General features: G+C 71.0%; 19 protein-coding genes. 13 read left to right on the top strand and 6 right to left on the bottom strand.

Translation table 11 applies throughout. The features are described from left to right. Positions 1-25 precede the first annotated feature (25 nt). On the top strand, positions 26-1,225 hold the full coding sequence (locus tag AB5J56_RS35550; protein ID WP_369238947.1) for a type ISP restriction/modification enzyme: 1,200 nt from the start codon (positions 26-28) through the stop codon (positions 1,223-1,225). 23 nt (positions 1,226-1,248) lie between these two features. Here the strand turns inward: AB5J56_RS35550 and AB5J56_RS35545 are convergent, their stop codons facing one another. After that, positions 1,249-1,962: a TetR/AcrR family transcriptional regulator gene (locus tag AB5J56_RS35545; RefSeq protein WP_369238945.1), complete on the bottom strand. Its 714-nt coding sequence runs from the start codon at positions 1,960-1,962 to the stop codon at positions 1,249-1,251. Positions 1,963-2,025: 63 nt separating this feature from the next. On the opposite strand from AB5J56_RS35545, the gene AB5J56_RS35540 reads away from it, so the two are divergent. Beyond that, positions 2,026-3,006 (top strand): ATP-binding cassette domain-containing protein, encoded by a 981-nt coding sequence (locus AB5J56_RS35540; RefSeq protein ID WP_369238943.1) that lies wholly within the window; start codon positions 2,026-2,028, stop codon positions 3,004-3,006. Further along, on the top strand, positions 3,003-3,785 hold the full coding sequence (locus AB5J56_RS35535) for an ABC transporter permease (RefSeq protein WP_369238941.1): 783 nt from the start codon (positions 3,003-3,005) through the stop codon (positions 3,783-3,785). The genes AB5J56_RS35540 and AB5J56_RS35535 overlap by 4 nt, the downstream gene beginning before the upstream one ends. Positions 3,786-4,010: 225 nt before the next feature. Here the strand turns inward: AB5J56_RS35535 and AB5J56_RS35530 are convergent, their stop codons facing one another. The 3 genes from AB5J56_RS35530 to AB5J56_RS35520 all read right to left on the bottom strand — a co-directional run bounded on the left by AB5J56_RS35530 (position 4,011) and on the right by AB5J56_RS35520 (position 5,752). After that, positions 4,011-4,280, bottom strand: coding sequence for a hypothetical protein (locus tag AB5J56_RS35530; protein WP_369238939.1), 270 nt, complete (start codon positions 4,278-4,280; stop codon positions 4,011-4,013). Positions 4,281-4,394: 114 nt separating this feature from the next. Continuing rightward, on the bottom strand, positions 4,395-5,213 hold the full coding sequence (locus AB5J56_RS35525; protein WP_369238937.1) for an anti-sigma factor: 819 nt from the start codon (positions 5,211-5,213) through the stop codon (positions 4,395-4,397). Continuing rightward, positions 5,210-5,752, bottom strand: coding sequence for a sigma-70 family RNA polymerase sigma factor (locus tag AB5J56_RS35520; RefSeq protein WP_369238935.1), 543 nt, complete (start codon positions 5,750-5,752; stop codon positions 5,210-5,212). Before AB5J56_RS35520 ends, AB5J56_RS35525 begins: the two co-directional genes overlap by 4 nt. A gap of 279 nt (positions 5,753-6,031) precedes the next feature. Between AB5J56_RS35520 and AB5J56_RS35515 the strand changes: the two genes are divergently transcribed. From AB5J56_RS35515 to AB5J56_RS35500, 4 genes are all read left to right on the top strand, one after another. Beyond that, positions 6,032-7,567, top strand: coding sequence for a DUF4331 domain-containing protein (locus tag AB5J56_RS35515; protein ID WP_369238933.1), 1,536 nt, complete (start codon positions 6,032-6,034; stop codon positions 7,565-7,567). A 106-nt stretch (positions 7,568-7,673) separates the two neighbouring features. Continuing rightward, positions 7,674-9,440 (top strand): tetratricopeptide repeat protein, encoded by a 1,767-nt coding sequence (locus tag AB5J56_RS35510; protein ID WP_369238931.1) that lies wholly within the window; start codon positions 7,674-7,676, stop codon positions 9,438-9,440. Next, positions 9,437-10,951 carry a nickel transporter gene (locus AB5J56_RS35505; RefSeq protein ID WP_369238929.1) on the top strand — a complete coding sequence of 505 codons (1,515 nt, stop codon included), beginning with the start codon at positions 9,437-9,439 and terminating at the stop codon, positions 10,949-10,951. The genes AB5J56_RS35510 and AB5J56_RS35505 overlap by 4 nt, the downstream gene beginning before the upstream one ends. Before the next feature lie 76 nt (positions 10,952-11,027). Then, positions 11,028-12,665 (top strand): protein kinase, encoded by a 1,638-nt coding sequence (locus tag AB5J56_RS35500; protein ID WP_369238927.1) that lies wholly within the window; start codon positions 11,028-11,030, stop codon positions 12,663-12,665. Between the two features lie 9 nt (positions 12,666-12,674). Here the strand turns inward: AB5J56_RS35500 and AB5J56_RS35495 are convergent, their stop codons facing one another. Further along, entirely contained in the window at positions 12,675-13,484 is an 810-nt protein-coding gene (locus AB5J56_RS35495; RefSeq protein ID WP_369238925.1) for an SGNH/GDSL hydrolase family protein, read from the bottom strand. Between the two features lie 264 nt (positions 13,485-13,748). On the opposite strand from AB5J56_RS35495, the gene AB5J56_RS35490 reads away from it, so the two are divergent. The 5 genes from AB5J56_RS35490 (at position 13,749) to AB5J56_RS35470 (ending at position 20,979) form a co-directional block, all read left to right on the top strand. After that, the gene (locus AB5J56_RS35490) at positions 13,749-14,084 is read left to right on the top strand and encodes a hypothetical protein (RefSeq protein WP_369238923.1); all 336 of its coding nucleotides are present in this window, start codon (positions 13,749-13,751) and stop codon (positions 14,082-14,084) included. A 369-nt stretch (positions 14,085-14,453) separates the two neighbouring features. Continuing rightward, positions 14,454-15,272 (top strand): glycosyltransferase family 2 protein, encoded by an 819-nt coding sequence (locus AB5J56_RS35485; RefSeq protein ID WP_369238921.1) that lies wholly within the window; start codon positions 14,454-14,456, stop codon positions 15,270-15,272. Further along, entirely contained in the window at positions 15,269-16,282 is a 1,014-nt protein-coding gene (locus AB5J56_RS35480) for a glycosyltransferase family 2 protein (RefSeq protein ID WP_369238919.1), read from the top strand. The genes AB5J56_RS35485 and AB5J56_RS35480 overlap by 4 nt, the downstream gene beginning before the upstream one ends. A 28-nt stretch (positions 16,283-16,310) precedes the next feature. Beyond that, positions 16,311-17,108 (top strand): polysaccharide deacetylase family protein, encoded by a 798-nt coding sequence (locus tag AB5J56_RS35475; protein WP_369238917.1) that lies wholly within the window; start codon positions 16,311-16,313, stop codon positions 17,106-17,108. Continuing rightward, positions 17,101-20,979, top strand: a complete 3,879-nt coding sequence (locus tag AB5J56_RS35470) for a lipopolysaccharide biosynthesis protein (RefSeq protein ID WP_369238915.1) — start codon at positions 17,101-17,103, stop codon at positions 20,977-20,979. The genes AB5J56_RS35475 and AB5J56_RS35470 overlap by 8 nt, the downstream gene beginning before the upstream one ends. 36 nt (positions 20,980-21,015) lie before the next feature. Here the strand turns inward: AB5J56_RS35470 and AB5J56_RS35465 are convergent, their stop codons facing one another. Beyond that, positions 21,016-22,434: a xylan 1,4-beta-xylosidase gene (locus AB5J56_RS35465; RefSeq protein ID WP_369238913.1), complete on the bottom strand. Its 1,419-nt coding sequence runs from the start codon at positions 22,432-22,434 to the stop codon at positions 21,016-21,018. A 170-nt stretch (positions 22,435-22,604) separates the two neighbouring features. Here AB5J56_RS35465 and AB5J56_RS35460 point away from each other — a divergent pair, with 170 nt between their 5' ends. Next, the gene (locus tag AB5J56_RS35460) at positions 22,605-23,717 is read left to right on the top strand and encodes a DUF5925 domain-containing protein (protein ID WP_369238911.1); all 1,113 of its coding nucleotides are present in this window, start codon (positions 22,605-22,607) and stop codon (positions 23,715-23,717) included. Positions 23,718-23,894: the final 177 nt, after the last annotated feature.

Genomic DNA, 23,894 nt, shown 5'->3' with positions numbered 1-23,894 from the left:
CATGGTCCACGGAGGACGTCGTACGATGCCGAGCGTGACGCACGACGACGCTCCGCTGCTCGCGGACCTCATGCCGTGGTCCGTCGCCCCACCGAGGCTGGGCCGGGGGTGGCCGACGGCCCCCGATGCCGCGTCCCTGAGGGCGCGGTGGGACGCGCTGGTGAAGGCCGAAGGGCCGGACCGCGAGGCGCTGTTCGCCCCCACCCGCTCGCGCACCCTGCACACGGCGGTGGCGCAGCTGCCGGGCCAGTCGAGCGGAACGGTCCGGCTGGCCCGCGAGTCGGGCCCCTGTCCGGAGCCGGTGCGCGTCCTGCACAGCCCGTTCGACGAGCAGTGGCTGATCCCCGACCACCGGCTGATCGACTCGGCGCGCCCCGAGTTGTGGCGGGTGGCCGACGAGCGGCAGGTGTTCGCCGTCGAGCAGACCGTGGTGCCCGAATCGTCGGGACCCGCGCTGCTGGTCTGCTCCGTTCTACCGCTGAGCGCCGGTCGCGGCGGCCGGGTGCGGCCCCTCTACCGGCGCCCGGGCGGCCTCGAACCGAACCTGGCGCCGGGCCTGTTGGAGCACCTGGGAAGCCGGCTGGGCCACTCCCCCGGCCCCGACCCCCTCGACGTACTCGCCTGGACGGTGACGGTGGCGCGTGCGGGCCGCGGCGGCTGCACGGTCCCCCTGACCGCCGACGCCGACGTATGGGCGCGCGGCGTCGAACTGGGCCGCAGGATGCTGTGGTTGATGCGCCGCGAGGGCGAACGCCCCAAGCTTCCCGGGGGCCGTCGCCCGTACGTCCGCGCCCCGCTTCCCGCGCGACCGCTCGACGTGCACTACGACCGCGACGACGAGACCCTGCACCTCGACGAGGGTTTGATCTCCCCGGTGCCGCCGGAGGTCTGGGACTTCGAGGTGGGCGGCGTGCGCGTCCTGGAGCAGTGGTTCGCGGCCAGGACCGCAGGACCCGAGGCGGGAACCCTGGAGGCGGTACGGCCCGTCACCTGGCCGCAGGTCTGGACGTCCGAGCTGCTGGAACTCGTGACGGTGCTCGCTCTGCTCGCGGAACTACGGCCGCAGCAGGCCGAGTTGGCCGAGGCGACCGTGGCGGACACGCCGGTCGGTGCGGCCGAACTGCGCGCGGCGGGGGTGCTGCCGGTGCCGGACGCGGCGCGCAGGCCGGCGTCCGTGCTCGATCACCACGAGGAGGGCCCGGAGGGCCAGTTCGCGCTGATCTGAGCCTGCTGGTCACGGATCACGCCTCAGACCTCCGGGTCGAAACCGTCCAGGACGCGCGCGAGCGCCCGCTCGAACACCGCCTCCAGGTCGATCGGTCCGCTGCTCTCCATGAAGGCCGCGGCCAGCCGCGGATAGGCGCCGGTGGCCACCTGGCTGCCCAGGTAGGCGAAACGGACCGCGTTCTCCTCCTCCTCGGACCAGGGCATGGAACGGGTGCGCTCGGCGGTGGCGATCTCGTTGGCGGTGTACGTCGTCACGACACCGTTGATCAGCGCGATCAGCTCCATCTTGACGCCGGCGGGCACGGCGAGCGGTTCGAGGCAGGCCAGGCAGTGCTCCAGGTAGCGCAGGCTGTTGGGGCTGAAGCCGTACACCCCCGACATCAGACGCGGCACCCAGGTGTGGCGGCGCATGATGGCGCGCGTCTCGTGGGCGTTGCGGAGGATGTCGGCGCGCCAGTCGCCGGAGGGCTCCTCGATGACGTGCTCGGCGCCGATGGCGTCGATCATCAGCTCGTACAGGTCCTCCTTGCGCGGCACGTAGTTGTAGAGCGACATCGTGCCGCAGCCCAGCTCGGCCGCGATGTGCCGCATGGAGACCCCTTCGAGCCCCTGCGCGTCCGCGATGCGCACCGCGGCGGCCGCGATGTCCGTGCGGCTGAACGCGGGCCGCGGGCCACGGCCCGCCCGCTCGGGACGGGCCCAGATCACTTCGGGTACGGCCTTGCGCCCTGCCATTCGTCGATCACCTCGCGACCATCCTAGTTACGTACACCGTACGTAGTGCGCTATGGTCGAGCCATGACTACTACGTACGCTGTACTTAGTGAGGGTCTGGAGAAGAGCTTCGGCACCGTGCGTGCCCTGAGCGGACTGGACCTGGCCGTGGCCGAAGGCACGGTCTGCGGAGTGCTCGGGCCGAACGGCGCGGGCAAGACGACGGCGGTACGGCTGCTCGCCACGCTGCTGAGGCCCGACGCGGGGTCCGCGCGTGTCGCCGGACACGACCTGGTGCGGGAGGCCCGCGCCGTGCGCGGCGCGATCGGGGTCACCGGCCAGTACGCCTCCGTCGACGGCGACCTCACCGGGCGGGAGAACCTGCGGCTGTTCGCGAAGCTGCATCGCGTCCGGGACACCGCGGCGCGGGCGGGTGAGCTGCTCGACCGGTTCGGTCTGGGCGAGGCGGCCGACCGGCCCGCGTCCACCTACTCGGGCGGCATGCGGCGCCGCCTGGACCTGGCGGCGAGCCTGATCCGCCGCCCCGCCGTGCTCTTCCTGGACGAGCCGACCACCGGGCTCGATCCGGCGAGCCGCAACCAGATCTGGGAGGCGGTGCGCGCACTCAAGGACGACGGCACGACCGTACTGCTCACCACGCAGTACCTGGAGGAGGCCGACCAACTGGCCGACACCATCGCCCTGATGGACCGGGGCAGGGTCGCGCACACGGGTTCGCCCGACGAACTCAAGGCGCTCATCGGCTCGTATGCCGAGGTGGTCGTCGCCCACGCGGACGCCCTGCCCGGCGCGGCGGCAGTCCTGGACCAACTCACCGGCTCCGTACCCGACTTCGCCACCGATCGGCATGCCGTGGGCGCGATCACCACCGACTCGACGTTGACGCTGCCCCGGCTGGTGCGCGAACTCGACGCCGCCGGGGTGCCGTTGCTCGACGCGAGCCTGCGGCCGCCGACGCTCGACGACGTCTTTCTGCGCCTGACGGGCGGCTCGGCCGACGGACGAAACGACAACCCGAACGACCACAAGGAGCTGGTGGCATGAGCACGTTGGCGTACGACGGCACCGCGATGCTGGGCCGTCACCTCCAGCGGATACGGCACAACCCCGGGCTGGTCATCCTCACCCAGACCATGCCGATCACGATGCTGCTGTTCTTCGGCTACGTCTTCGGCAGTGCGCTCGCGATGCCGGGCGGGGAGTACCGCGCGTTCCTGGTGCCGGGCCTGCTGGTGGCGACCGCGGCCAACGGGATCATGACCGGGATGTTCCAGGCCGCCCAGGACTCGCACCGGGGCGTGATGGACCGGTTCCGTACGCTGCCGATGAGCCGGGCCGCCGTACCGCTGGGGCAGGCGGTCGCGGATCTGGTGGTGACCGCCGCGGGAACCGTCCCGCTGCTGCTGGTCGGGCTCGCGGTGGGCTGGCGGATCGAGGGGTCCGCGCTCGAAGCGGCCGGCGCGGTCGGTCTGCTGCTGCTCTTCCGGTTCGCCATGACGTGGGTCGGCATCCTGCTGGGGCTCGCCTCGGGGAGCGAGGAGGCGGCCGGGCAGCTGGGCAGCGCCACGTTCATGCTGCCGCTGCTGTCGAACGCGTACATCCCCACGGACAACCTGCCGGGCTGGCTGCGCACGGTGGCCGAGTGGAATCCGATCAGCGCGGTGACGACGGCGCTGCGCGACCTGTTCGGCAACGCGCCGATCCCCGACGGGGCCGCCTGGCCGGTGGCACATCCCGTCGCCGGATCGCTCGCCTGGTGCGCCGTGCTCATCGCGGTGTTCCTGCCGCTCGCCGTCCGCCGGTACGCGCACGGCGGACGCTGAGCATCGGCAGCTGTCCGCACGCCGGGGAGCTTCCTCAACGGGTGGTGGGTGAGCCGGAGTTGGCGTGCGGAGCAGTGTTCAGCACAAAGCCGCGTCCCGGCCGGGGGAGCTCACCGGGGCGGCGGCACTGTGGGCATGGGGGAATGTCGGGTGCGGCCACGGCAGCACCGCGCCGTGGCGGTGGGCCGCCTGAGCGCGGGTCAGGAAACCGCCTGACCGCGCTGCTCAGTGGCCGCCGAAGAGCGTACGGCGCAGCCGCTTCAGCGGTGCGAAGAGCGAGACCCGCCTCACTCGTGCACCCCTGCTGGTGCCGTCGCGCGCGGTGTCACGCGCGGTGAGCTCACGCATCAGCAACGTCGCCTCGGCCGTCTCGCGCTGCGGGAGGGCGGGGCCGCCCAGCACCGAGAGATGGCGGTCGAGGCGCGAACTGGTCGCACTGCTCCCGCAGGTGATCGCAGGGACCCGTGCCCTGCTGCGCACTGTTATCTGTTCCATGTCACTCCCCACCCGTACGAGTCACCCGGCCCGGGCAGGCTAACCCTATCGCTCCCTCGTGGCACTCGTGTATCGCGGTCACAGGATTCACCTTCCCTGTAAGGGTGTTGACGATTACTCTCCGAATCCAACTGATTTCAGGTCGACTTGGGCAATTGGTGCAGTGGTGGGCTGGTGCGAGCCGCCAGGCGGCTCGACGGTCACAGCGAGTGACTTGGCGTCAGTGTTCAGGCCCCCGGTGACCAAGGGCGTGTCGCCCTCGAAGAGCCCGAGGGAGCGTGGTTGCACGTGGGGGCGCATGAGCCACAGCTGGTGCACGCGCCCCCCGGCGGGGGTGCCGAGCCCGCTCGGTGTCACGACGGCGCGCCGCTCGGACGCGGAGGCGACGACGGCGACGCCGTGCCCCTCGGCGTCCCGGGCGCTGGTCGCACGGGCGTCGGGCGCCGCGAGAACGTGTGCGATCTCACGTGCCTGGGCCCGCTCCTGGTCCAGGGTGTCCTGGATCTGCGTCGCCTGGACGGCGAAGAGCGAGGCCACGACGAGCGCGGCGGCGGCCGTGGCGGTGGCGAGCGGGGCGAGCAGCGGGCGGAAGCGGGGGGCACGCGCCCGCGGGGGCTGCCGCTCCCCTCGCGCGCGCGGCGGTTGCCCGGCGCCGCGTACGAGGAGTTCGCCGTCCCGGTTCGTGGCCTCCTGCGGAGTGGTGCGTACGGCGGTCAGGACGCGGTCGCGCAGGGCCGGCGGGGGCGGGGCCGCAGTGGACCACGCAAGGCGCACGGCGTCCTCGGCGAGGGCGCGCACCTCGGCCGAGCAGCGCGTACAGCGACGCAGGTGCCGCTCGAAGCGGCGCCGCTCGTCGGGTTCCAGGGCGTCCAGCGCGTACGGGGCGGCCAGCGAGTGCGGGTCGCGGCCCAGCAGTCGGTCGAGCACGCTCATGCGACTCCTCCCAGGCATTCGCGCAGCCGCGTGAGTCCGTCCCGCATCCGGGTCTTCACGGTGCCGAGCGGCAGGGAGAGCCGTTCGGCCACTTCACGGTACGTGTAGCCGTCGTAGTAGGCGAGGGTGACGGACTGCCGTTGCAGTGCCGTCAGGCGGTCCAGGCAGCGGCGGACCCATTCGCGTTCGAGCCCCGCCTCGACCTCCTCCGCGACCTGGTCGAAGGCGGGGTGATGGGCGCGCCGACCCTCGCGCTGCTCGCGCTCGGTGGCCGCGCGGGCGCTGCGCACCCGGTCTACGGCGCGCCGGTGCGCGAGGGTGAGGACCCAGGAGAGGGCGCTGCCGCGGCCGGGGTCGAACCGGGCGGCGGAGCGCCACAGTTCGAGGAGCACCTCCTGGGCCACCTCCTCCGACTGGGCCGCGTCCCGCACCACGCGGCGTACGAGTCCGAACACCGGCCCGGACACCAGTCCGTACAGCTCCTCGAATGCCTTCTGGTCGCCTCCGGCCACGAGCACCAGAAGTTCGTCCGCCTCCACCCGCTCCCCCTCTCCGGCCGCGCGCGGCCCGTCCCCTCGGTCACCCAGGTATTCGCAGCGAGTGCGCCTTCGGATGGGGTTACGGATCAGCGGGGCGAAAACGCGGGTCCGCGGGGGACCAACCGGCCGCCTCGGCAAGAAGGTTCACGCAACATGTGTCGCCGCCGGTGAAACAAGATTCGAAAGCCGACGTAAGAACGTTTGAGATTCGACCAATCCACCCCGGCGGGCGCTCCGAATGGCGTTGCGTCAGGCAATTGGGACGTGAGGACGGACGGCATGACACCTATCTTCAGGAGTGGCTCGCGACGCAGGAGCATCGCGACACTCGTCTGTGGTGCGCTGGCCGCCGGGGGGCTCGCAGCCGCCGGCGTGACCGCGCTGGAACCGGGGGCGGCCACCGCCTCCAGCCACCGCGAGGCCCCGCTCATCTCGGGGCAGCCGCAGTACGACAACACGGACGTGTACGCGTTCGTGAGCCCGGACAAGCCCGACACGACGACGATCGTGGCGAACTGGATCCCCTTCGAGGACCCGGCCGGCGGACCGAACTTCTTCACGTTCGCGGACGACGCCCAGTACGACCTGCACATCGACAACAACGGTGACGCGCAGGGCGAGCTGGTGTACCGGTACACCTTCAAGACGCACCGCAAGAACGGGGACACGTTCCTCTACAACACGGGTCCGGTCGACAGCCTCGACGATCCCGACCTCAACATCACGCAGACGTATGACATCGACCTGCTGCGACTGCACAACCAGAAGGTGGTCTCCAAGACCAAGGTCGCGGACGACGTGCCGGTGGCTCCGTCGAACGTCGGCAAGGCCTCGATGCCGAACTACGGCAAGCTGCGCGACCAGGCCGTGTACAAGCTGCCGGGCGGGTCCACCACGTTCGCCGGCCAGGCCGACGACCCGTTCTTCCTGGACCTGCGCGTCTTCGACCTGCTGTACGGCGGGAACCTGACGGAGGTCGGGCGGGACACGCTCAAGGGCTACAACGTCAACTCCATAGCCCTGCAGGTCCCCAACGACATGATCCGCGAGTCGGCCGGGCAGCCGATCGTGGGGATCTGGTCCACCACGCAGCGCAAGGACGCGCGCGGCTACTGGACGCAGGTCTCCCGGCTGGGCAACCCGCTGGTCAACGAGGTCGTCAACCCGCAGAAGGACAAGGACAAGTTCAACGCGTCCGCGCCCTGGTACGACGCGCAGTTCCTCAAGAACGTGACCAACCCCGAACTGCCCAAGCTCATCGAGGCGATCTACAAGATCAAGGCGCCCGCCGAGCCGCGCAACGACCTCGTCGACGTGTTCCTGAAGGGCGTGAAGGGCCTCAACCAGCCGCCCAACGTCCGTCCGGCGGAGGAGCTGCGGCTCAACACCTCGATCAAGCCGGCCATGCATCCCAAGCGGCTCGGTGTGCTCGACGGCGACAACGCGGGCTTCCCGAACGGGCGCCGGCTCACCGACGACGTGATCGACGCCTCGCTCCAGGTCGTCGAGGGTGAACTCGTCGGGTCCAAGAACGACTTGGGCGACGCGGTCGACAAGAACGACAAGAAGTTCGAGAACTACTTCCCGTACGTGGCCGAGCCGACCTCGGGCTCGCGCGGCGCGCTCGCCAAGGGCACGACCAGCGGCACCGACGTACGCAACCAGCTCGGCGACGCGCTCCAGCCCGCGGGCGCCTCGGGCGGTTCCGGCGACACCACGCTGATCGCCCTCTCGGCGGGCTCCGGCGCGGCCGGAATCCTCCTCGTCGGCTCCGGCCTGATGTGGTGGCGCCGCATGCGGACCCGCGCGTACTGATCCCCACCACCGACTGGCGCGGCCCGCACCTACTCATCCCCCACGGCGCGGGCCGCGCCGCTCCACCCCCGACAACCGTTCCGACCAAGGACTTTGAGGAGAGGGCATGTCCCCGCGTAAGAACAACAGCGCGCCGACAACCGACCCCGGTGACGCCCCGACCGGCCGCCCGGCGGCCCGTGCGGGGGAAGTGCCTGGGCGGACCGACGGTGAGACGGGGGCGGCTGCCGAAGCGGGGGCCGGCGTCTTGGCGACGGGCCTTGCCGAGGGGGGCGCCGACGGTGGGTCGGAAGCAGACGATGACGCGGCGGCCCGCGTCGAGACGGCAGCCGCCAACAGCGAGGCGACACCCCTCGCTGACGCGGCAACCGCCGGCGAAACGGCGGTCCACGCCGAGGCGGCAGCCGGCAGCAAGGCCGCACCCCCTGCCGAAGCAGACGCGACACCTTCCACCGAGGCGGAGCCCGACCGCGACGCCGCAGGCGGTGGGCGCGCCCCGGGCGCCGATGAGCGGATCGTCGCCGTCCGGCGCGTAGCAGCTGCCGGGCGGCGTTGGCGGGTGGCTCAGCTTGCCGGGTGTGCGGCCTTGCTGGCCCTTGCGTTCACCGGGGGGTCCATCGCGTTGGGGGCCGCCCGGGACGGCGGGACGGCGGCCGTGGCGGCTGCGCCCTCGGGGCTGTCGCCGGAACTGCTCGCGAGCGGCAGCCTCGACGCGAGCATCAGCTCGCTGCAAGCTCATCTGCGCGCCCAGCCGCAGGACTTCGGCTCGTGGGCGACTCTCGGGCTCGCTTATGTGGAGCAGGCGCGCACGAAGGGAGATCCCGCACGCTACCCGCAGGCGCAGCGCGCGCTGGACCGCTCGCTGAAGCTGCGGCCGGACAACGACGCGGCGCTCGCGGGACGCGCGGCCCTCGCCGCCGCCCGGCACCGGTTCGCCGAGGCGCTGAAGTACGCCGACGACGAACTCGCCCAGAACCCGTACAACGAGCGCGCCCTGTCCTCCCGTATCGACGCCCTGGTCGAACTCGGCCGCTACGACGAGGCGTCGAAGGCCGCAGACGAGGCCGACAGCCGCCGCCCCGGCGTACCGGTCTTCACGCGCTACGCCTACGTGCACGAACTGCGCGGCGATGTGAAGACCGCCCAACGCGTTCTGAAGCAGGCCCTGTCCACGGCGACTTCGCGCGGTGATGTCGCGTACGTGGCGTCGGCGCTCGGTCAACTCGCCTGGAACCAGGGTGAGTACGGCAGCGCGCTGACGTACTACGCACGGGCGCTGGCCGCCGACGACGCGTACCTTCCGGCGCTGGAGGGCCGGGCGCGCGCGCAGGCCGCGCAGGGCGACCGCGCCGGGGCGATCCGCGCCATGGAGAACGTCGTGGCCCGCTTTCCGCTGCCGCAACCCCTTGTCGAACTGGGCGAGTTGTACGAGGCGCGCGGCGGCAAGGGCGACGCCCGAAAGGCCCGCGAACAGTACGCCCTGGTCGACGCCTGGATCGCGCTGGCCCGCGCCAACGGCGTCAACGCCGACCTCGACACGGCCCTCGCCGCCGCCGACCACGGCGACCGCAAGGCCGCGCTCACCGCGGCCCGCGCCGAATGGGCCCGCCGCCACACCGTGCACACCGCGGACGCCCTCGCCTGGGCGCTGCACGTCAACGGACGGGACGCGGAAGCCCTTCCGTACGCCCGCCGCGCCACGGCCACCGGCTACCGCAACGCGGCCTTCCTCTACCACCGCGGCATGATCGAGCGCGCCACCGGCCACCGGAAGGACGCCCACGACTCCCTGAAGGCTGCACTGAAGCTGAACCCCGGCTTCTCACCGCTGGGCGCCCTCGAGGCCCGTAAGGCTCTGGAGGCCGCAGAGTGAACCCCCGTCGCCTCTTCGCGTCCTGCGCGGCCGTCCTCACGGCGGCCTGCGCCCTCGTCCTCGTGCCGTCGGGCGCCGCCAGCGCCCACCCGCTCGGCAACTTCACCGTCAACCGCTACGACGGCCTGGTCGTCGCCCCCGGCGAACTGCGCATCGCACACGTCGAGGACCTCGCGGAGATCCCGGCGACACAGGCCAAGCCCGCCATCGAAGAGCGGGGCATGAGCACCTGGGCCCGGCAGCGGTGCGAGACGGCCGCGGTCGCCAGCAAGGTCACCGTGGCCGGACGCCGGGTCGCGCTCACCGTCGAGTCGAGCCGCGCCCGCGTGCGGCCTGGTCAGGCCGGCCTCGACACTCTTCGGGTGGAGTGCGCGCTGAAGACGCCGCTCCCCGAAGGGGACACCGTTTCCGTGGGCTTCCACAGCGCGGGGGCGTCGACCGGTCCCGGCTGGCGGGAGATCACCGCACGCGGCGACCGCATGACGCTCACGAAGTCCGACGTACCGAAGAACTCGGTGTCGCACGAACTCACCAGCTATCCCAAGGAGTTGCTCTCCTCCCCCGCGGACACCTCGTCCGCGTCCCTGCGGGTGCGCCCCGGCGGTCCGGCGCTCGTCGAGGCGCACGCGGACGCGCCTGCCGCCTCCGTGCTCCCCCGCGGCGCCGACCGCTGGACGCGCGCGCTGGACAACCTGGTGGCCCGGCACGACCTCACGCTCGGCTTCGCCGCGCTGGCCCTGGTGATCGCGATCGGCCTCGGCGCGATGCATGCGCTCGCGCCGGGCCACGGCAAGACGCTGATGGCGGCGACGGCCGCCGCCCGCGGCGGTCGGGCCGGTCTGCGCGACGTCCTGCCGCTGGCCGCCTCGGTGACGATCACGCACACCCTCGGTGTGGTCGCGCTGGGCCTGCTCGTCACGGCCGGCTCGGCGGCGGCGCCCTCCGTGATCGCCTGGCTGGGCCTCGCGAGCGGCCTCCTCGTCACCCTGGCCGGCGCATCCCTCGTACGCCGCGCCTGGCGAAACCGCGAACACGCGCACGGACACAAGCACCCGCACGAACACCCCCACGGTCACGACCACCATCACGAGGACGACCACACCCACACCCACGAGCACGGCCACACGCACTCCCACGGCGGCGTCACCCACACCCACCCCACCGCCCCCACCATCCGCGGCACGATCCTGCTCGGCTTCGCCGGCGGACTCGTGCCGAGCCCCTCCGCCGTCGTCGTGCTCGTGGGCGCCGCGGCGCTCGGGCAGGCATGGTTCGGCTTCCTGCTCGTCCTCGCGTACGGCGTCGGGCTCGCCCTCACGCTCACGGCGGCCGGGTTCGCCGTGGTCAGGCTCGGCGGCGGGATGACCCGGCTGATGGCGAAGCGGCCTCGCTGGACGGGCGGCCCCGCGGCGGCGCTGATGCGCAGGGCCGCACCGCTGGGATCCGCGTTCGTCGTCGTAGCTCTTGGGGCTGGATTGGTGTTCAGGGGGGCGGCATCCGCACTCGGCTGAGCTACTTTTGGGGAGAAATCACGCGGAGTGGAGAATTTCGCGCGGATGCGCATGCGGATGCGAAGAGAGGGAGCCCGTGTCCGAAGCACCGGGCAGTGAACGTGTGATCGCGGGGCGCTACCGGCTTCTGTCCCCCTTGGGCGAGGGCGGCATGGGGACCGTGTGGCGCGCCCGCGACGAAGTGCTGCACCGCGAGGTCGCCGTCAAGGAGGTGCGCGCGCCCGCCGGAATCCCGGACAGCGAGGTCCAGCGGATGTACGCCCGCCTGGAGCGGGAGGCCTGGGCCGCGGCGCGGGTCTCGAACCGCAACGTGGTGACGGTGTACGACGTGGCGAATGAGGACGGCCGCCCCTGGATCGTGATGGAGCTGGTCCGCGGTCTGGCCCTCTCCGACGTCCTGGACGCGGAGGGCCCGATCAGCCCGCAGCGCGCCGCGCACATCGGCGCCGAAGTGCTGTCCGCCCTGCGCGCCGCCCACGAGGCCGGCGTCCTGCACCGCGACGTGAAACCGGCCAATGTGCTGATCTCGAACGACGGCCGGGTCGTGCTGACCGACTTCGGGATCGCGATGGTCGAGGGCAGCTCCGCGCTGACCATGACCGGCGAGGTCATCGGCTCGCCCGAATTCCTCGCACCCGAACGGGCGTTGGGGCGCACGCCGGGGCCCGAGTCCGATCTGTGGTCGCTCGGCGTGATGCTGTACGCGGCGGTCGAGGGCAACTCGCCGTTCCGGCAGAACACCCCGCTCAGCACCCTGCGGGCGATCGTCGACGAGGAGTTGCCGCCGCCGTACCGGGCGGGTCCGCTCGCCCCGGTCATCGAGGGGCTGCTGCGCAAGGATCCGGCACAGCGCATCTCCGCCGAACAGGCCGAGCAGGACCTGCGGATCGTCGGCGCGGGCGGCACACCCCGCGCGGACACCCCGCCGGTGACCCCCTACCCGCCGGCGGTACACGCCTTCCCGGCGGAGCCGCCGACCGCACCGCTCCCCTCCCCCGCGCCCACCGTCCCGGCCCGGGCCGCGGGGTCCTCCACGACGACCACGGCGGAGCCGCAACGCAACCGGCGAGCCGCCGTCGTGCTGATCGCGGGCCTCGCCGCCCTCGCCCTGGCGATCGGCGGGCTGACGTACGCACTGCTGAACGGGAACGACGGCGGAGGCTCCCACAACAACGGAAGCACCAAGGAAAGTGGGAGTGCCGGGAGTTCGAGCGGCGGGAACAGTAGCACGCAGAGCAGTCCGCAGTCGGGCAGTGCCGGACCGTCCAGCAGCTCGCCCAGCAGCAGCGCCACGACGGCACAGCCCGAGCAGTCCGTGTCGGTCAGGGTGACCGGCTCACACACCGACTACTCCGGCAGTTGCCCGCCGCCCGACGCGCAGGCGCCCACCTTCACGGCGACGTTCACGGTGGGCCGCGTCCCGGTGGACGTCGACTACCGCTGGGTGACGAAGACCGGCGAGGTGTCCGACCCGGGCTGGAAGACCCTCTCGTTCCCCGCGGGCGGCGCCAAGACGCAGCAGAAGACGGTGATCGTGACGACGTACGACGCGGGTGGGACGTACAACAACGAGATCAGCGTGGAGGTGCGCAGTCCGCTGCACGCGACGTCCGACTCGGTGCCGTTCTCGGTGACCTGCGAGACGGAGACCCCGACGGGCGGGGCCTCCGCATCCACCTCCTCATCCCCTTCGACACAGGGGAATTCCGGCTGAGCCGGGTGGTCAGGCCGAGCCGGTGAGGACCGGCAGGAAGCCGCCGGACTGGCCGGCCGCGGTGGGGTGGTACGACTCGCCGATGTTCAGCCATTCCAGGCTGTGCAGCCAGGAGTCGCCGGAGCAGATCTCGTGGCCGGTGAAGGTGCTCCTGACATCGCCGAAGGTGAAGCCGTGGCCGGCGGCCTTCTTGGCGATCGCGCTGTCCAGGTAGTCGGCGGCGCCGTTGATCGCGGCCCGCTTCGTGTCGGAGAGACCGGTGAGGCAGCTGCCGCCCAGCTTGTAGAAGCGGGGGTAGCCGAGGACGACGACATGGGCCGAGGGGGCCCTCGAACTGATCGCCGAGTAGACGGTGTCGAGTTGGCCGGGCAGCGTCGAGTCGACGTACGCCTTGGCCGTGGCGATCCGGGACAGACAGGAGCTCTCGGACTGGAGTACGCACGTCGTCATGACGTCCGAGAAGCCCGCGTCGTTGCCGCCGATGGTGATCGAGACGAGGCCGGTCGAGGAGCTGAGGGTGCCGAGCTGGCTGCTCATGACATCACCCGTACGGGCGCCCGAACAGGCCAGAAAACTGAACGACGAGGGTGAATGCGCGGCCTGCCACAGGTACGGATAGGCCTTCGTGCTGCGCTTGCAGTCACCGCTGGAGCTGATGTAGCTGCCGGATCCGACACCGGAGGAGTAGGAGTCGCCGAGGGCCACATAGCCGGTACCTGCGGCCAGTTGGGACGCCTGCGCCGTCGCCGCCCCGGTGAGGGCGACGCCGATGGCGAGGAGGAGCGAGGTCACGTATGCCGTAAATCGGGAACGTCTCATGGAACCTCCCTTTAGCAGGATCTCTGCCACAACCGTCGTAGCAGCTACGCGTGTTGACAGGAAGTGTCCATGCCAAGACTTTCGGCCCCTTGACGAAACCCCCGCCGCTCGTTCACCTTGACGACCCCCCGCCCGCTGCGCGACATTGAAGCCCGGCATCCGGCGCTTCAGGGGGCAAAGTCGCCAATGCAGACGATAGGCATCAACTCGCCATCAGACGGTGACGAGCGGTCGGGACAGGGTCCGGGGAGGGACCTGCTTCCGTTGCTCGCCGGCGTGGCGGTGGCTGTTGCGGGAGTCGGTGCGGTCCTCGCACTCACCGACGTGGACTCACCCCTGCGCGGCCCCTTCACGCTGTTCTTCCTGATCGCCGCGCCGGGAGCCGCCGTCTGGGCGGCGCTGCACGGGCTCGAACCGTGGGGCCGCACCGTCGCGTCCGTCGCGGGAGCGATTGCGGTCGACCTCCTGGTCGCCCAGGGAATGCTGGCAGTTCACCGCTGGTCGGTGCACGGCGGTATCGCGGCGGTGACCGTGATCAGTTCCTTGATTCTTTTTCTGGTCGCCCTCAAACGGATGGGGAAAATCCGTTCGAGGGGTTAGGTAACAGCCAAAACAACAAAAACGTGAGGCCACGTTCCAGGTCTTGCCATACGCACACAATCGTCAATACCGTCGTACATCTCACCCGCATCGGTCCATCATCAAGCGGCTCATGGGGAGGGCTCAAGGACCGCGATGGATCCCGGCGCGGGGCGCGGTAGGGGGGTGCCGTGCTCGGTGACCACACCTGTGCCGAGTCGTGCCGCGCGACCGACTACCGACTTCAGTGGTCGGCCAGCTTTGCCAGCTCACCCGGCATGCACGGAGATCGAATTCGTCATGCCGTAAGTGAGAACCCCCCTTTCGAACCGGACTAAAAGCCGGACCGCCCAGGGGCGGGCGGTCCACCGGACGAGAGGGACCAGACTCATGAGTTCATTTCTGCGACCGGCGATCCCGGGTCAAGATCCGTTAATGGCCGCCAAGTACCGGCCCATCTCCTCTCACCTGGCCATTGCGCCTCCGGTGAGCGTCGTGATTCCCGCCATGAATGAGGCCGAGAATCTTCCCTACGTCTTCAAGACCCTTCCTGACTGGATTCACGAAGTGGTGCTGGTCGACGGCAATTCCACCGACGACACCGTCGAAGTGGCACGTGGGCTGTGGCCGGACGTCAAGGTCGTCGAACAGCGCGGCAAGGGCAAGGGGGATGCCCTGATCACCGGATTCGAGGCCTGCAGCGGCGACATCATCGTGATGGTCGACGCGGACGGCTCGGCCGACGGCAACGAGATCGTGTCGTATGTGTCCGCACTGGTGTCCGGGGCGGACTTCGCGAAGGGGTCGCGGTTCGCAAACGGCGGCGGCACCTCCGACATGACGCCGATCCGCAAACTCGGCAACCACGTGCTGTGCGCGGTCGTCAACGCCAAGTTCGGCGCCCGCTACACCGACCTCTGCTACGGATACAACGCGTTCTGGCGGCACTGCCTCGACAAGATCGACCTCGACTGCACCGGCTTCGAGGTCGAGACCCTGATGAACATCCGGGTGGTCAAGGCCGGCCTCAAGGTGCAGGAGATACCCAGCCACGAGTACCTCCGCATCCACGGCACCAGCAACCTGCGCGCCGTGCGGGACGGGTTCCGGGTGCTCAAGGTGATCCTCAAGGAGCGCTCCAACCGGCGTGCGCTGCGGCGCAGGCCGCACGCGGTGGCGCTCAACTCGGGCCGGGGAGAGATGTCTTGAGCGAGCCGGACATCTCGGTGGTGATCTGCGTCTACACCGAGGACCGCTGGGAGGACATCCTCGCGGCGGTCGCCTCGGTGCGGGCGCAGTCCCTGCCCGCCCTGGAGACACTGCTGCTCGTGGACCACAACGCGGCGCTCCTGGACCGGCTGACCAGGGAGTACAAGGAAGCCGGGGACGTACGGGTCCTCGCCAACGCGGGCCCGCGCGGCCTGTCCGCGGGCCGCAACACCGGCATCGCGGCCGCGCGCGGCGAGATCATCGCGTTCCTCGACGACGACGCCGTCGCCGAGCGCGACTGGCTGCGGCACTTCGCCGAGGGGTACGCGGATCCGCGGGTGATGGCCGTCGGCGGCCGTACGATGCCGATCTGGGCGTCGGGCCGCCGCCCGGCATGGTTCCCCGAGGAGTTCGACTGGGTGGTGGGCTGCACCTACAAGGGACTGCCGCCGGGCCGCGTCCGGGTGCGCAACGTCCTGGGCGGCAACGCCTCCTTCCGCCGTACGGCGTTCGACGCGGCCGGCGGCTTCGCGACGGGCATCGGGCGCGACGGCGACAAGCGTCCGCTGGGCTGCGAGGAGACGGAGCTGTGCATCCGCCTCACCCGCGCCAGACCCGACGCGGTCCTGCTGATCGACGACCGGGCGGTGATCCACCACCGGGTGCCCGAGGCGCGCGAGCACTTCGGGTACTTCCGCACGCGCGCGTACGCCGAGGGCCTGTCCAAGGCACTGGTCGCCCGAAGTGTCGGCGCGGACAAGGGACTTGAGTCGGAGCGCCGCTACACCACCCGCGTCCTGCCCGCCGGAGTGGTCCGGGGGATGCGCGACGCGCTCGTGGCCCGTGGAACGCGTCCGGGCGGCGCGGGCCGCGCGGGTGCCATCGTCGCCGGAGTGCTGACGGCGGCGGGCGGGTACGTACTCGGGAGCGTCCGGGCACGCAGGGGTGGCGCCACGTTCTCAGTCGTCGGGATCGAGGAGGCTCCGGACGGCGAGGGGGCTGCTGCATGAGCATGCGCATCCTGTACGGGGGTGGCCGATGAACGCCCCCGTGCCCATCCTCATGTACCACTCGGTGGCGACCGAGCCGAGCGACGCCACCCGGACCCTGTCCGTCGCGCCCGAGGCGTTCGCGGAGCAGTTGGCTCTGCTCGCCGACCAGGGGTTCACGCCGGTGAACACGGCTCGGCTGGCGGCGAGTTGGCGGTCGGGCGAACCGCTGCCGCCGCGCCCCGTCCTCATCACCTTCGACGACGGCTACGAGGGCGTGCACCGGCACGCGTTGCCCGTGCTCGCGGGGCACGGCTTCGCCGCCACGCTCTTCGTCTCGACGGGCTGGCTGCGCGGCGCGTACGACACCGGCGGCGGCCTCGACACCATGCTCGACTGGGACCAGGTGCGCGAACTCGCCGCCGCGCAGGTAGAGATCGGCGGGCACAGCCACACGCACCCGCAGCTCGACCAGCTCGACGACGACGCGCTCCGCTTCGAGCTGCTGCGCTGCAAGGAGATCATCGCCGACGAACTGGGCACCCGCCCCGTCTCGTTCGCGTACCCGTACGGCTATTCCAGCCGCCGGGTGCGCCGCACGGTGCGCGAGGCGGGCTTCGCCCAGTCGCTCGCCGTCGGCAACGGCCTGGCACGCCGCCGTCAGGGCCCGTACGCCCTGCAACGGGTCACCGTGCGCCGTACGACCGGTATCGAAGAGTTCGAGCGGCTGGTCGAAGGCCGTGCGATCGCCCGCAACTTCGCCAGGGACCGCGTCCTCACCAAGGGGTACGCGTTGATCCGAAGAGCACGACAGGTCCGCCGGAAGGCCATCCGTTCCCGTGTCTGACACGACCACAACCCAGGCGAAGTCGCCCGCGCCCGAGGCGCCCGAGCAGCAGTCCGGGCGCCGTCTCCGGCTGCCCGGCCGGGGCAAGGGCGCGGGGGGCGGCAACCAGCTGTTCCGCAACGCGTACGCGCTGATGCTCAACACCGGCATCTCCGCGGTGCTCGGGCTCGGGTACTGGCTGATCGCCGCGCGCTACTACTCCGAGGACGCGGTCGGACAGGGCTCCGCCGCGATCGCCGCGATGAAGCTCCTCGCGGGCCTGACCGCGGTCACCCTGACGGGCGCCCTGGCCCGCTTCATCCCGGTCGCGGGCCGCCACACCGCACGGCTCATCCTCCGTACGTACGCGGGCAGTTCGGTGGTCGTGGCGCTGGCCGCCGTGGTCTTCCTGCTCACCCTGGACGCGTGGGGGCCGTCGTACCGCTTCCTGCACGGGCCGCTCAACGGCCTCGGCTTCATCCTCGCCGTCGTCGCGTGGTCGCTGCTCACCCTCCAGGACGGGGTGCTGACCGGACTGCGCAGCGCGCTGTGGGTACCGGTGGGCAACACCGTGTTCTCCGCGGTGAAACTGGGGCTGCTGGTCGTCCTGGCCGCCGCGATCCCCACCACGGGCGTCTTCGTGTCCTGGGTCGCCGCGATCGCCATGTCGGTGATCCCGCTCGGCATCCTGGTCTTCCGCCGACTGGCCCCCCGGCACATCAAGGCGACCGAGGACCACGCGAAGCCGCCCACGCTGAAGGAGATCGGGCGCTTCCTGGCGGGCGACTACACCGGCTCGCTGTTCTCACTCGCCGTGGTCTACCTCGTCCCGGTGATCGTCGCCTCGCAGGTCAGCTCCACCGACAACGCGTACTTCTACATCACCACCACGATCGGCGGCACGGTCAACCTGCTCGCCATCAACATGGGCGCCTCGCTCACCGTCGAGGGCTCCCACGATCCGAGCCGGCTCGCCGCCAACACCCGGGCGGCGCTCAAACGGATGGCCCGGCTCATGCTGCCGGTGTGCGGCGGGCTGTTCCTCGGGGCGCCGTACATCCTGCACGTCTTCGGCCAGGGGTACGCCGACGCGGCCACACCCCTGCTGCGCTGGTTCGCCGTCGGCGCACTGCTGCGGGTCGTGATGGAGACGTACTTCGCGGTGCTGCGCGCCCAGAGCCGCACCTCCGGACTCGCCTATCTGCAGGGCCTGTTGTGCCTGCTCGTGCTCGGGCTGACCGTGCTGCTGCTGCCCCGCATGGGCCTGACCGGCGCGGGCGTCGCGGAGATCTCCAGCCTCGCGGTGATCGTCGCGATCGCGGCGCCGAAGCTCTACAAGACGGTCAGGGCCGCTCCGCCCGCCGCGGTGCCCGAGGCCGCGGCCCCCGACGGGGACCTCGCCGACCTGGGGGCGCGCGAGGTCCCCGCGTCGAAGTCCCGCGAGCCGCGGCGGGGGCCCGCCTGGGCCCTCGACTCGGACACCCTCGCGCTCGGCGTGCACGTCGACTTCGACCACCAGGAGCGCCGCCCCGACGTCCGCCCGGGCCCCGGGACCCCGCCCACCGGGACGCCCCGGGCCCGGCCCGACCACCGGCCGGCCTGGGCGCTCGGGCCGCCGGCGCGGGTGGGCCTGCCCGTGGAGGAACGCGAACCCGGGTCCGAGGCGTCGCTCGGACCGGCCGAACTGCCCGAGGTGGACGCACCGTTCGGCGAGGCGTCCGTACTGGCATCCGTGCACGGATCCGCGCAGGAGCCCATGCGGGAAGCCGGACGGGACTCCGGACGGGACTCCGCACAGGCGTTCGTGCGGGAGTTCGCGCAGGAGGAGGAGCCGCCCGGCGCACCCGAGCCTCCGCAGTCCCTGCGGGAACGTCTGCGGCACCCCACCCGGCCCGGTGTGGTCCTCGGCTGCCTGCTGACGGCCGCGCTGCTGCTCTACTGGGTGCCCGTGCTGGGCCTCGGCGAGTCCGACCTCGACCGCATGGGCGGGCTCGGACTGATCTCCGTACTCCCCCTGCCGACCCTGGTCGGAGCCGCCCTGCTGATCACGGTCTTCGCCTCGCTGCTGTGGACGGCACGCGAGCACAAGGGGCTGCTGCTCGTCACACTGCTGGCGACCGTGGTGTCGCTGCACGCGCTGCCCGCCGTGATCGAGACCGAGCCGCGGTTCGCGACAGCGTGGCAGCACCTCGGGTTCATGGACTACATCGACCGGACCGGCTCGGCCGTGCCCGACCTGGACGCGCGCTGGAGCTGGCCCGGCTTCTTCGCAGCCGCCGCGTTCGTCGCGAAGGCCTGCGGTGTCACCGACCTCAGCGAGGTGATCCGCTGGTGGCCGCTGGCCATCCAACTCCTGTACCTCGCACCGATGTTCCTCCTGGTGCGCTCCATGCGGGCGGGCTGGCGCGCCAAGTGGACCGGCATCTGGATCTTCGTGCTCAGCGGCTGGGTGGGCCAGGACTACTTCTCCCCGCAGGGCTTCACGTACCTCCTCTATCTGGCCTTCGTGGCGATCCTGCTCGTCTGGTTCCGGGCGCCGCGCGTGCTGTGGACGAAGCGGCGGCCCGGCGAGGCGGAGGTCGAGCCGACCGACCGGCGCCAGCGGTCCGTGCTCCTCATGGTCCTGATAGGGCTGTTCGCCGCGACGGTGCCCGCCCACCAGCTCACCCCGTTCGTGATGCTGGGCGTCCTCGCGGTGCTCGTCCTGGTCGGCCGCTCCGAACTGCGCGGCCTGCCCATCCTGTTCGCCGTGCTGGTGGCCGTCTGGGTCGGTTTCATGGCCGAGCCGTACTGGTCGGGGCACTTCGATGACCTGTTCGGCGGGGTCGGCGGCGTCGGCAGCAATGTGTCGACCTCCGTCTCCGGCCGTATCCAGGGCGGCAGTTCGAGTCACAAACTCGTCCTCTACGCGCGCGTGCTGCTCGCCGGCGGCGTGATGGCCTTCGCCTGCTGGGGCTGGTGGCGGCGCCGCGACCACAAGTACCGCGAACGCTCGCTGCTCGTCCTCACCTTCGTGCCGTTCCTGGGCTTCGGCATGCAGTCGTACGGCGGCGAAATGGCCCTGCGCGTCTTCATGTTCGCCCTCCCGGGCGCGGCCCTGCTCGCCGGTCTCGCCCTGTTCCCGCGCACCGGCATCACCGCGAAGGAACGCGAGAAGGACCGCGTCAGCCTCGCCCCGATCGCCGCCCTCATGGCGGGCCTGATCCTCATGGGCGGCTTCCTGGTGGCCCGTTGGGGCAACGAGCCCTTCGAGCGGATCCGACCCGGCGAGGTCACCGCCATGAACTACGTGTACGCGCACGACGATCCGACCGTGCGGCTGCTGTGGCTGAGCAACGACACCCTCGACAACGTGACGCCCGCGATGCCGTGGGGCGCGCGGGACATGGAGAAGGTGCAGTACGTGCCGACGCTGGCGCCCGCCGACCCGGTGCTGGTGTCGGGGCTCGTCAAGGCGCTCAAGGATGCGGGCCCGAACTCGTATCTGATGATCAACCGCAGTCAGGTGGTCTATCTCCAGATGGACATCGGCTACTCGGCGACCTGGGATGCGCGGCTCGTCCACAACCTCGACGACCGGCAGGAACTGAAGAAGGTGCTCGTCAACGACGACGTGACGATGTACGCACTGCGCAAGCAGCCCGCCGGCAAGGTCCCGAAGGCCGAACCCGGCCCGATCGGGCCCCAGGTCACCTGGACGCCGTGGTCGGTCGTCGGCGCTCTCGCGGCGATCGCGCTCATCGTGATGCTGACGGCCCGCGAGATCGTACGGGTCGCGGTACGGCCCAGCGTGCGGCAACTGCGCTGGCTGCAGAGCACGTTCTGGTTCTCGCTGCCGCTGCTCGCGGTGCTGCTGGCCTCGCTGGTGCAGCGGTTCCTGACCATGAAATAGGGCCGGGAGACGACGTACCGTACGGGGTGAAACGGCTCAGCGCTGGAGCCACTTCACCCCGTACGCCTGCATCTCGAACCGTTTCCCGTCGATCTTCGCGCTGATCGACCGGTCGAGGGTGTTCACGACCAGGACGACCTTGTCGGTGGCGAGCACGCGGACGTTGGGCACGTCGTCCGCGGCGACCGACACCGTCCGGTACTGCGTGCCCGGCGGGAACTCCTTGCTGAAGCGGGAGATCAGGTCGTACATCGGAAGCGGTTTTCCGCCGTCGCCGGACGAGGTCGGCGTCCACAGGCAGCCCGCGCAGCCGGAGCCCTTCTCGTCCTCCGGGTTCCAGTAGAAGCCGGAGGAGGCGCCGCCCTTGACCATGGCGATCATTCCGGAGGCCTGGACGGCGACGCGATGACTCTCGGACCAGCCCTTGCGGTCGTCGTTGCCGTCGGCGGGCTCGACGTAGTACTCCGCCCACCACAGCGGCAGGTCGCGGGTCTGTGCGCGCACCCACTGGCTGACCGCGGTGAGTTTGTCGGTGGCGCCGAACTCGTCGGGCAGCAGCTCGTCGTCGTTGGTGTAGCTGGAGCCGTCCACGACGACGAAGTCGGCACCGGCCTTGTTCTTGTTCCAGTAGTCGAAGGCGTCCAGGATCCGCTGGTCCATGGCGCCCCAGGGGCCCTTGACGGTCTTGGAGGCGTCGCCGTCCCTCGGGTCGAGACTGTCCATGACCAGGTAAGGGCCGCCGACCATGATGTCCTTGTCGACCTTCTTGAGCGCCTTGTAGACCAGGTTGTAGAGCTCGGTGTAGCCCTCGTAGTCCCAGCGGGCCTCGCTGTTGTTCCAGAAGCCCTTGAACTCGTTCCAGACGACGAAGTGGCGCACGTCCGGATAGCGCTTGGCGACGGTCGCGGCGAGCGCGGCGAAGTCCTTGTAGTGCGCACGGTCCGGGGCCTTCTCCAGGGAGTCCTGGCTCCAGTCGGTGTTGTCCGCGCCGGCCTTGCCGCCCTTCATCCAGTCCGGCGCGCAGCACAGGGTGACCACCGGGGTGCCGCCGGACTTGCGGATGAAGTCGATACGGCGGTCCATGTCCTCGAAGTCGTAGCGCCCCTTGACCGGTTCGGGGTTGTCGGAGCCCCAGCCCATGATGTGCTGGATCTGCGGCAGCCCCTGCCCCTTGAGCAGCCCCTCGACGCGCTCGGTCGCGGCGGTGCTGCCCTCGTCGGCGCTGTACTGGGTGTGGGTGAAGCCCCAGCCCACCTCGGGTTTCGGCGTTCCGTGCGGCACCACCGGCGTGCCGTGCACCTTGTCGCCGTCGCGGGTCGTGCCCGCGGTGCTCGAACCGTCTCCGGGCAGGGTGTTGAGCAACGTCACCACCAGCGCCAGCGCGGCCACCCCCACGCCGAGCAGCGCGGTGAGCCGCCACCGCAGTGCCCCCGAATTCCACCCATGACGTCCCATCAAGGGCAACAGTATCCGTGTGTATCGGCCGTGGGACAGGCTTCGTATATGCACAGCCCTGTAACAGGAGGGAAGGGGCGAATCCGGTGCGCGGGGTGCGGCCGACCCGGTGACTCCGGTCCGCTCCGAGGCGGCGCGCACTGCGGAAACCGGGTGCACGGGGCGTTCTCGTGACGGATCATGGCGACATGTCTGCGAACCCACACGACGCTCTGCCGATCCGGCTCAACGTCGACGACAGCGACTCACCGTCGGACGTCGTCGACGCGCTGTTCCTCGGCCGCTTCGCGACGGGCGAGCAGCCGCACTCGCACGCGGCGAACATCGACCGGGTACGGTCCGGGGCCACCCTGCTCCCGCCCGGCGCCCGCGTGCTGCGTTCGGCCCGCGACGACGACCGCAGCGCCACGCTCGCCGAGGGCGACGGCTGGACGCTGCTGGTCTCGCGCTGGAACCGCGGCGCCGACATCACGGTGACGGCCACCAGCCCCGAGCTGGCCGAGAAGGTCCTCGACCAGGCCACGGACGGCGCGGCGGACGAACCCGAACCGCAGCCGGAGAACGTCACGATGGGGTTCTGGTACGTCTCGCCGAGGCGCGGCCCGCACCGCACCACCCGCCAGATCTCCGCGGGTACGTGGGACGAGGTGCGGGCCAACTACACGGCACCGGTGGCCGGCGCGATGGACCACCTCATGAAGACGACCCCCGAGGACATCGCGGGCCGGCTCCTGCTGCTGCACGGCCCGCCGGGCACGGGCAAGACCTCGGCGCTGCGCACCCTCGCCCGCTCCTGGCGGGACTGGTGCCAGGTGGACTGCGTACTCGACCCGGAGCGGCTCTTCTCCGACGTCGGCTATCTGATGGACATCGCGATCGGCGAGGACGACGGCACGGGGAAGGGGCGTTGGCGGCTGCTCCTCCTCGAGGACTGCGACGAGCTGATCCGGGGCGAGGCCAAGCACACGGCGGGCCAGGCCCTGTCTCGGCTGCTCAACCTGACGGACGGTCTGCTGGGCCAGGGCCGCAACGTCCTCGTGGGCGTCACCACCAACGAGGACCTGGAACGCCTCCACCCCGCCGTCGTCCGCCCCGGCCGCTGCCTCGCCCGCATCGAGGTCGGCGCACTGACCCGGCACGAGGCGGTGAACTGGCTCGGCACGGAGGAGGGCGTCGGCCGCGAGGGCGCGACCCTGGCGGAGCTGTACGCACTGCGCCGAGGAACGACACCGACGTCGGTGCCGGACCCTCGGGAGGGGGCGGATGCGGGGTTGTATCTGTGAGGGGCGGTTCGGTGGGGTCGGGCGTCTGCGAGGGCGGTTCGGTGCTGCTTCGGTAGGCGCGGCGCGGTGGCGCGTCACCAAGGGGGCGGCCCCCGTTCCGGGGCGACGGCGGCGGTGCCTTTCCGCCACGACGGCGAGGTCATCTTTCCGCCCCGCCAGAGAAGGCTCCTTCCAGCC

The sequence above is a fragment of the Streptomyces sp. R21 genome, from assembly GCF_041051975.1.
Lineage (GTDB): Bacteria > Actinomycetota > Actinomycetes > Streptomycetales > Streptomycetaceae > Streptomyces.
The sequence above is the reverse complement of the archived record's forward strand: the minus strand, read 5'-3'. Positions and strand labels throughout refer to the sequence as shown.

Bases quoted from the DNA above. Each gene is read 5' to 3' on its own strand.
- AB5J56_RS35550 (WP_369238947.1), top strand. From the start codon at position 26: ATGCCGAGCGTGACGCACGACGACGCTCCGCTGCTCGCGGACCTCATG.
- AB5J56_RS35545 (WP_369238945.1), bottom strand. From the start codon at position 1,962: ATGGCAGGGCGCAAGGCCGTACCCGAAGTGATCTGGGCCCGTCCCGAG.
- AB5J56_RS35540 (WP_369238943.1), top strand. From the start codon at position 2,026: ATGACTACTACGTACGCTGTACTTAGTGAGGGTCTGGAGAAGAGCTTC.
- AB5J56_RS35535 (WP_369238941.1), top strand. From the start codon at position 3,003: ATGAGCACGTTGGCGTACGACGGCACCGCGATGCTGGGCCGTCACCTC.
- AB5J56_RS35530 (WP_369238939.1), bottom strand. From the start codon at position 4,280: ATGGAACAGATAACAGTGCGCAGCAGGGCACGGGTCCCTGCGATCACC.
- AB5J56_RS35525 (WP_369238937.1), bottom strand. From the start codon at position 5,213: ATGAGCGTGCTCGACCGACTGCTGGGCCGCGACCCGCACTCGCTGGCC.
- AB5J56_RS35515 (WP_369238933.1), top strand. From the start codon at position 6,032: ATGACACCTATCTTCAGGAGTGGCTCGCGACGCAGGAGCATCGCGACA.
- AB5J56_RS35510 (WP_369238931.1), top strand. From the start codon at position 7,674: ATGTCCCCGCGTAAGAACAACAGCGCGCCGACAACCGACCCCGGTGAC.
- AB5J56_RS35495 (WP_369238925.1), bottom strand. From the start codon at position 13,484: ATGAGACGTTCCCGATTTACGGCATACGTGACCTCGCTCCTCCTCGCC.
- AB5J56_RS35485 (WP_369238921.1), top strand. From the start codon at position 14,454: ATGAGTTCATTTCTGCGACCGGCGATCCCGGGTCAAGATCCGTTAATG.
- AB5J56_RS35475 (WP_369238917.1), top strand. From the start codon at position 16,311: ATGAACGCCCCCGTGCCCATCCTCATGTACCACTCGGTGGCGACCGAG.
- AB5J56_RS35465 (WP_369238913.1), bottom strand. From the start codon at position 22,434: ATGGGACGTCATGGGTGGAATTCGGGGGCACTGCGGTGGCGGCTCACC.